The sequence below is a fragment of the Candidatus Zymogenus saltonus genome, assembly GCA_016929395.1.
Classification (GTDB): Bacteria; Desulfobacterota; Zymogenia; order Zymogenales; family Zymogenaceae; genus Zymogenus; species Zymogenus saltonus.
Window position 1 is genome coordinate 1 of record JAFGIX010000016.1, and the last position, 7,844, is coordinate 7,844.

The 7,844-nt window shown below is 47.3% G+C and carries 8 protein-coding genes; 5 read left to right on the plus strand and 3 right to left on the minus strand.

Annotation, left to right across the window (positions count from 1 at the left end; all coding sequences use genetic code 11):
• Both JW984_03255 and JW984_03260 read left to right on the plus strand, forming a co-directional pair.
• On the plus strand, positions 1 to 990 hold a 990-nt coding region (locus tag JW984_03255; GenBank protein ID MBN1572197.1), incomplete at its 5' end, for a hypothetical protein.
• Between the two features lie 187 nt (positions 991 to 1,177).
• Positions 1,178 to 2,452 carry a PAS domain S-box protein gene (locus JW984_03260; GenBank protein MBN1572198.1) on the plus strand — a complete coding sequence of 425 codons (1,275 nt, stop codon included), beginning with the start codon at positions 1,178 to 1,180 and terminating at the stop codon, positions 2,450 to 2,452.
• Positions 2,453 to 2,768: 316 nt separating this feature from the next.
• Here the strand turns inward: JW984_03260 and JW984_03265 are convergent, their stop codons facing one another.
• From JW984_03265 to JW984_03275, 3 genes are all read right to left on the minus strand, one after another.
• A complete protein-coding gene (locus tag JW984_03265; protein MBN1572199.1) occupies positions 2,769 to 3,455 on the minus strand; it encodes a hypothetical protein in 687 nt (228 codons plus the stop codon).
• Between the two features lie 131 nt (positions 3,456 to 3,586).
• Positions 3,587 to 4,618 carry a hypothetical protein gene (locus tag JW984_03270; GenBank protein MBN1572200.1) on the minus strand — a complete coding sequence of 344 codons (1,032 nt, stop codon included), beginning with the start codon at positions 4,616 to 4,618 and terminating at the stop codon, positions 3,587 to 3,589.
• Complete coding sequence (locus JW984_03275) at positions 4,588 to 4,971, minus strand: hypothetical protein (GenBank protein ID MBN1572201.1); 384 nt, start codon at positions 4,969 to 4,971, stop codon at positions 4,588 to 4,590. The genes JW984_03270 and JW984_03275 overlap by 31 nt, the downstream gene beginning before the upstream one ends.
• A gap of 470 nt (positions 4,972 to 5,441) precedes the next feature.
• Between JW984_03275 and lysM the strand changes: the two genes are divergently transcribed.
• The 3 genes from lysM (at position 5,442) to JW984_03290 (ending at position 7,390) form a co-directional block, all read left to right on the plus strand.
• Positions 5,442 to 5,885, plus strand: a complete 444-nt coding sequence (gene lysM, locus JW984_03280; GenBank protein ID MBN1572202.1) for a peptidoglycan-binding protein LysM — start codon at positions 5,442 to 5,444, stop codon at positions 5,883 to 5,885.
• A 218-nt stretch (positions 5,886 to 6,103) separates the two neighbouring features.
• Positions 6,104 to 7,051, plus strand: a complete 948-nt coding sequence (locus JW984_03285) for a LysM peptidoglycan-binding domain-containing protein (GenBank protein ID MBN1572203.1) — start codon at positions 6,104 to 6,106, stop codon at positions 7,049 to 7,051.
• Positions 7,052 to 7,207: 156 nt separating this feature from the next.
• A complete protein-coding gene (locus JW984_03290) occupies positions 7,208 to 7,390 on the plus strand; it encodes a hypothetical protein (protein ID MBN1572204.1) in 183 nt (60 codons plus the stop codon).
• Positions 7,391 to 7,844 lie beyond the last annotated feature (454 nt).

Sequence of the window (7,844 nt, forward strand, 5' to 3'; positions counted from 1 at the left end):
ACTACTTATACTACTTTGCAACAAGTTAATACTTTACCTCACGATTTTAATTCTTACCGTCTTGGAAATTCTCATTGTAGGTATACGCTTATGGAAATAGATGAAAGAATAAAAAAGTGTGTAGCCTTTGCCTGCTATAAAGACGAATTGAATGATAATAATGAACCTAATAGAATTGCAGGGACTATCTTCTTTATAGCTGTTGGTTTAGATAAATTGGAAGTAACAAGATTTTATTATGCTGTTACAGCAAAACATGTTGTTGAGTGGATAGAGGAAAATTGTGTAGATGATAAACTTACAATACGTATAAACAAAAAAGATGGAGGGTATACTTATGTGGATACTGAACTGTCAGATTGGAAGTTTCATCCATGTGACTCATCTGTAGATGTAGCAGTTTTATCTTTTGGCGGACATGGTTCTAAATATAGTGCTTCTAAATATGATATTCAGTATTTATCAACTGAAATGATAATTACAGAAGAAGCGATAAGGAAATGCGGAATAAGTGAAGGGCATGATGTTTTCTTAACTGGTCTTTTTGTCAATCATTTTGGGGAGCATAGGAATTTGCCAATAATTAGAACTGGAAATATATCACTTATGCCAGAAGAGCCTATTCAAGATACAGATTATGGACCTATGGAAGCCTATTTAATTGAAGTTCGCTCTATTGGTGGTTTGAGTGGTTCTCCGGTGTTTGTATATAGTAATATGACCTTGTGTAAAAAAGACACTTCTCTTACTGTTTCTTTAGGACCAACATTCTCTCTGTTGGGTCTTGTACATGGTCATTGGGATTTGAAAGTTTCAGAAGAAGACATGCTATTAAAGGACATACTTCCTGAAAAATGGATAAATATGGGGTTAGCTATTGTTGTACCAGCAACAAAGATTTTAGAAGTACTAGATCAAAAATGTTTTAAAGATATTCGTGATGTTGTTAGGAGAAAAGAATTAAAAAAAAGAAAACCTGTTATGGATTAAACTTTTTTCAGTTTTTTTAAAATATTTTGAAATTTGTTGTAAAAATAAAATATAATACTATATAGAGACAATTGAAATCAGGCTAGCTTTGTTAAGTAAATAGTAGCGTAAAAATATATCTGTTTTTGGCAAAAAAAATCCTTCTGTACCGGCCGATATGCATCTGACCACCGTTGAGGTTGCGTTTATGAGAAAGGACGGCGTCGAATTGCCCGCTATTCTCCAGTCCTCTCTTCTGAATTCCAATTCAGAGGGAAACGGCTCTATACTGACGGCGGCCATCGACATCACCGAAAGAAAGGAGTCGGAGAAGGCGCTCCGAGATAGCGAAAAATTGTACAGGCAGATGTTCATGGATAACGATGCGGTCATGCTCATTGTCGATCCAGAGTCCGGCGATATCGTGGACGCAAACCCCGCCGCATTAAAGTATTACGGCTACAGATTGGATGAATTGAAGGGGATTAAAATTAAAGATATATATACACTTACCAATGAGGAAATTGCCGAGGAGATGGAACGGGCCAAGACCGGCGAGAAGAGATTCTTTGAATTTCGCCATAGGCTCTCCTCTGGGGAGGAAAGGTTTGTGGATGTCCACTCAGGCCCCATCGACATCAGGGGGCGGAAGATGTTGTTCTCAATAATATACGACAGTACCGACAGGAAAACAGCCGAAGAGGAATCCAAGAAATATGCGGAGGAGCTGGAGAGGGCCGTTGAAGAGGTCAAGAGCTTCTTCTACATCATCACTCACGATCTCAAGACACCACTGATAAATATCAAGGGCTATTCAAAAAAAATGTACAATGACATCAATAAGATAAAATCCTTGGACTTGTCCTTATTTGAACAAAAAGACAGGGAGAAAGGGGAAGAGATTTTAGAGCTTTTGAATGAAAAGCTGCCAGCGTCCCTCGATATAATCGATACGTCGATATTCCACATGAGTGATATGATAAAGGCTGTCCTTATGCTCTCACGGCTGGGGAGAAAGGAGCTGTATTTTCAAGAGATAGATGTGGGTGATATAATAAAATCCTCCCTTTTAGATCTGGCCCATAAGATCGAGGATTTGGATATAGAGATAAATGTTTTATCCCTCCCTGTAATTACGGCGGACCTGCAATCGATGATGATGATCGTAAAAAATATCCTGACCAATGCGGTGAACTACTTGGACCCGACTCGCAGGGGCGTGATAGAGATAGGGGGAAAAAGGGGTATCGATGAAACCGAGTTTTATATAAAAGACAACGGGTGCGGAATAGCGAAAAAAGATATAGATAAGGCTTTTCAGATTTTTAGGAGACTGGGGGGAGAAAGTGTCCCTGGAGAAGGGATAGGACTTACATACGTGAAGACCCTCGTCGAGCGCCACGGGGGTAAAATCTGGTGCGAATCGGAGCCTGGGGTGGGCTCGACCTTCAGATTTACTATCCCCAATGACTTCGGGAAATAAGCGTCTTGCCCTTTTGTTTCTTCCCGATTCCTGCGGCCGTCGTCTTGGGGGCTGGGTACGGTAATAATAACGGATTCGGGGGCCGCCGGCTTTATCTACTGGATTTGGAAAATCGAGTGCAAGGATTTTTTTAGATATGTGCGGGATTGACGGGGTAAGGTCCAAGGGGACGATTAAAGGTAAATTAATTGATGTGAGATGTTGTTGTTTTGACGGTCAAAAGGACGTTTTCGTTCTAGCCTGGAAATGCTACTATTCTTTTTAGCTTATAAAAAATGAAGGGAAAGACAAATAAACAAAGACACGTACACCGCCCCTACTCGAAGTCCTGTTTCAGAAGCTCGCCGATAAATAGGCTCGAATTCTTCACGGAAAAGACTGTTGGGAGGTCGCGGGCGAGCCTATCGAGGTGTCTTGCGTAGGCCTCCTCTTTGCCGATGTCCGGCATTGCGAGGCCGAACATCACAACGTCCGCGTTACTGCTTTCCTTGTGTATCAGGTCGATCACACTCTCATCCTCGGGTTTGACAACCACACTCGGCTCAGCGTCGATGCGGATCTCCGGAAGGAGGGTCTTCAGATAGTTTTCGGTCCTGGTCTTCATGATCTCGTCGGAGGCGATGCTCATTACCTGAATCTTGGACCTCAGCCACTCAGGATTTCTGGACAGGAGATAGGTCAGAAGGAGCATCAGGTCCCCGTTTCTCTGAAGGCCGCCCCACCAGATGTGGATCGAGCGCTTCAAGGACTCCCCGGCGGTGAAGGCTCCGGGTTGGATGTTCCCTATTATCAGGGACTTGTTCAGGCACTCGAGCCTGCGCATGATCCTCAAGAAATCGGCCAGCAGTTTCTCCTCCTTCGGCCAGCCCAGAAGCAGGATGTTGCTCTCGATACCCGCCATGCCGTTCGCCTGGGAGACGTTCGTGATCCCCTCCACAACATCGCTGACCACATAAAGCTCAGGAAACGTCACAAGCCCCTCATCGTCCAGCACGTCTTTCATCTCGTTTCGCCTTTTCGTCAGCAATTTGTGATCTTCCCTCAAAAGGTCTCCGATGACAAGCTCGCAGACTGTAACGACGCCGCGCCCCTGACTGAACCAGTTTCCAAAGTGGACAAGGTTTAAGTGTTGCGCTATATTAGAGACAAATACGAGACGTGTGGGCGCCAGTTGCGGGCGCTCATGGGGCGGCGGGAGAGAAGTATTAAAGCCCATCGTATCGCCGTTTCATAAAATCCTCTGCGGGCGTCCCCCCATCCCGCTTTCTGCTCCCTGTTGGAGAGGAAAAACCAGAGCATAAGCTCAACGGCAATGGCGATGATGCCTGCAACCGGATTTATAAGAAATATGGTCGCGATGCAGGCGAGACCTCCCACCAGACTGAGGCTCCAGGGGACCCTTATCTTTGGGCGCCAGGACGGGTCGCCGGAGAGGGTCTCGAAGGCGGCGGTGATGTTTATAATTCCGTAAGTCGTCAAAAAGAAGATCGTGACCACGGTCGCTATGTTGTTGAGGTCTCCGAGGAAGACGGCGCAAAGTCCGATCGCGATCGACAACAAAAGGCTCCCCGAGAGGTTATGGGCTTTCCTCCTTTGCCCACCAAATATTCTGGGCGCAATCCTGTCCATCGACAGGGCCTGGAGCGTCCGGGGGGCGCCGAGCATGGAGCCCACGGCAGAGGAGAAGGCCGCACCGAGTAGCCCGGGAAGGATCAGACAATAACCGTAAGGGGCCGCGATGTATATCCAGACCAGATCGTCGCCGCGTAGCTTTGCTCCGCTTGCCCCCATAACGAGGAGCACCGGAATAATTAAGTATATGATAAATCCCGTGACCACGGCAAGGATGGCCCCCCTCGGGATGGACCGCTTTGGATCGCTCAGGTCGCCGGAAAGGCCCAGGCCCGCCATTACGCCCGTTACGACGGGGAAGAAAATCGAAAAGCCGTACCAGAAGCCGATCTCGCCGGTGGGGGCAGATACGGGAAAGGGACTGCCCCATGCCCTGTATATCGAGAATACGGCGAGCGACAGGATGGATATGCCGACAAATACCATTATCGGGATCTGCGTGCGCAGCGCCTTCTTGGCGCCCGTAAAGGCGAGGAGGCCCACCACAATGATAATGGCGAAGGTTACCGGCTGCAGGGGTATGTGTCGTGCCAAAAGATCTTGATCGATTCGGCGAGGCCGTAGGCATAGAGCGTTACCGAAAAGGACTGGGACAAAAAGAGGGGAAATCCGATCGTGCCGCCGATCTCGAGCCCCATGCTCCGGGAGATGATGTAGTATGCCCCACCGACTCCGAGGCGGTTGTTAGTCGCCACGGCCGAAAAGGAGAGACTGGTTATCAGCGTGATGATGTTTGAGATGATGACGATGATTATCATCCGGGAGAGGCCGAGGCGGCCGGTGAGCCAGCCCACCCTCAAATACATGATAATGCCGAGAATCGTGAGAATCGTGGGGAGGTAGACTCCGAGGAAAGTGCCGAGTTTTTTATCGCTCTCTATAGCCATTGTGTTTAAAAAATTCAGTACCTAAATTTTGGGGTTCTCAAAGGGGCTTCCGATGCCGGTTTTCCTCAATATGCGGGATTGAAATGGAAAATCCTTTTGACGTTCAACAAAAGACCTATCTCTTCGGCGTGAATTGTGCGAAATACAAGGTGTTTGTATCCTAACAAAACGGCCCTGGAAAAGCAAGTCCATAATATTTCATGTCAAATAAATATAAGGGATTGTAGCACTCGGCACAGCCTTGTTTTTGATCTGTCAAGAAAAAAAGTGTGATTTGTGTCATAGAAGATTGGGGGGCGAAGATATAATAATAAACGACTGTATTTTTGACAAGATTTCAATGCATTACGGGAGGAATTCCGATTACTATTTGGATTGACACGATAATCCCTTTCAGTTAAAATAAGGGTAAATATTGGTGGAAAGGCTTTGTAACCAGAAGTTTATCAATTTACAATATGGAGGTAAAAATGGGACTTTTTAAATTCATCAAGACTGCCGGAGAGGCGATCTTCAAAAAGGGAGACAAAAAAGAAGAGAATATCGAAAAGCACATAAAGGAGAGGATGGGGGGTCAGGTAAAGAGCATCGAGGCGAAAGTGGAAGACGGCGTGGTGACTCTGACGGGCGTTTGTGATTCACAGGATACGATCGAGAAGGTGATCCTCCTTGCGGGAAATATCGAGGGCGTGGAGAGCGTCAACGGCGACGGATTGAAGGTTGAATCGGGCAAGGCGGGAGACGAGTCCGAGTTTTACACAATAGTGAAGGGGGACAGCCTCTGGAAGATAGCCAAAAAATATTACGGTGACGGCAATAAATACCCGGTCTTATTCGAGGCAAATCGTGAAGTCATTAAGAACCCCGATCTAATCTATCCCGGACAGGTTATTAGGGTTCCGGCGCTAAAGTAAGATTGCTCGGGCGCCCCTTATTCGGGCCAAAAACCAGTAAACAAATCAAAAACCGGCGGCCTTTTAAACCGCCTTCGATCAATCGCGTGAAAAAACGGCCTGTAAAGGGGGGAATAGGGTCTGTTGAATTAGAAACGGCGCTGCATATTATAAGAGGGTCTTGGAAACGCTCCGGCTCTGGGGCTGTTTCAAGGGTGCATTGGGATTAAGGATTTGAAATGTCAAACAAAAACGGTGTGGATCTAAAGGGTATTTTCACCTTCGCCCTGGCCATCTTAGTTGTCTTGAGCGCATTGTATTTGTGTCTGGAAAAATACTTCGAGCGCGCCGATCTCCTTTATCTGGACGGCGCTGTAGAGACAAAACGTCCCTGGAGCAACAAGTGGATTGCAGTTACCGAAGACACGAAGATCTGCCGGGGGTCGGAGATAAAGACGGGAGATGCGGGGACCGTGGAGCTCGAGCTTCCCGATGACTGTTTTGTCAAGGTCGGCCCCGACAGCCGAGTTAAAATAAACAAAATAGGGATGGTGGGAATCACAAAACGGGCCGGAAACGGCGTCGAGCTTATATACGGGAAGGTAAGGGCGATTGCCGCCCCCTTCGCAAACAAGATGTCGGGATTCTCCATAAAATCGCTGCGGACATATATCGGTTTGAGGGAGGCTGATTTAGGGGTTATCAAGTCTATTGAGCCGGAGACGACACAGATCCTGGGCCTTTACGGCGAGGTCACCGTCAATGCGAAGGGCGAAGGGCTGGTCGTTGGGGCTGACGAGGAGGTGAGGGTCGTTGAAGACGTGGCCCCCGACACAAAAACCAAGCTGGATGAGAAGCTCAAGGCCGATTTTTTGAGGGAAATGGATTTCGTGAGCCTGAGAGCCAGGGAGTGGATAAGGGATGATCTGAAGCTCTACGGGACCGAGGCTAAGGAAGAGGTTATAGAGGTGGAGTTACCCGAGCCGGAAGAGGCGAGTGAAGGGAGCAGGGAGGCCGGCGGTTACACGGTGACGAAGGGGGACAGCCTCTGGAAGATAGCGGAGAAGTTCTACGGTGACGGGTCTGGATACACAATCCTTTATGAGGCCAATAGGGGGGAAGTAAAATTAGAAGATCTCATCTATCCCGGGCAGACGATAGTTATTCCATCGTTGGAAGATAAATAACTGGGCCGGCAAATGGAGGGGAGGGGGGGAGAGAGGTTGGGGGGTAGATGGGGATTGGACGGGGGAGGGCGGCGATAGTTTCTTACGCGGAAATTGCGGCGATAGATTTGGATTAACTGTGGTATAGTAATAAATAGAAAGTTTTCAGAGGTTCTTATGAGATTTAACGCCCCGAAGAAGGCTACGTGGTGGGCCGCGTTTGTTTTTCTCGTCCTTGGTACCGTTCTTCTCTTCTTAACCCTCCTAACCGGCATCCTCGATGGATGCCATCTCGAAAGCTGGTTTCTTCTGGTATCCGCGGTCCTCTACGCCCTGGGGACTTCGATGAAGGGTTTTTAGGCGGGGCCGGAAGGTCTGTTTTCGATGGGGCGGACCAGGCAGGTTTGTTTGTGATTTGAGGAACCCGAAACCATTTTCCAATTATGGGGGTTGGCCAATCTCTTTCTGATTTTTAAGGGATTACTCGACAAGTTTGCTTGGTTTGCGTAGGCCGTGTATGTCTCCTTAAATTATAGAAGGACGGGAAATTCCTTTATGATATTGGGACTGGCGGATTCTTTCACTTTGCGGGTGCCGAAAACCCTCTCTATGATATGGGGATGGGCCAGGTAAATATATAAGGTGGAGATTCGTTGAGGTCTTTGGAGTATTTAATGCCGGAAGAGATTATCAAAACCGCTTAATTCGGTTCGGCCCTGCAGCGGACATGGTGAATTCAACTCACAAGTGCAACTTTTATAGTCGTAAAAAGGGGTAAGATGATGTAGGATTTGTGCTTCTTTTAACGGCTAAA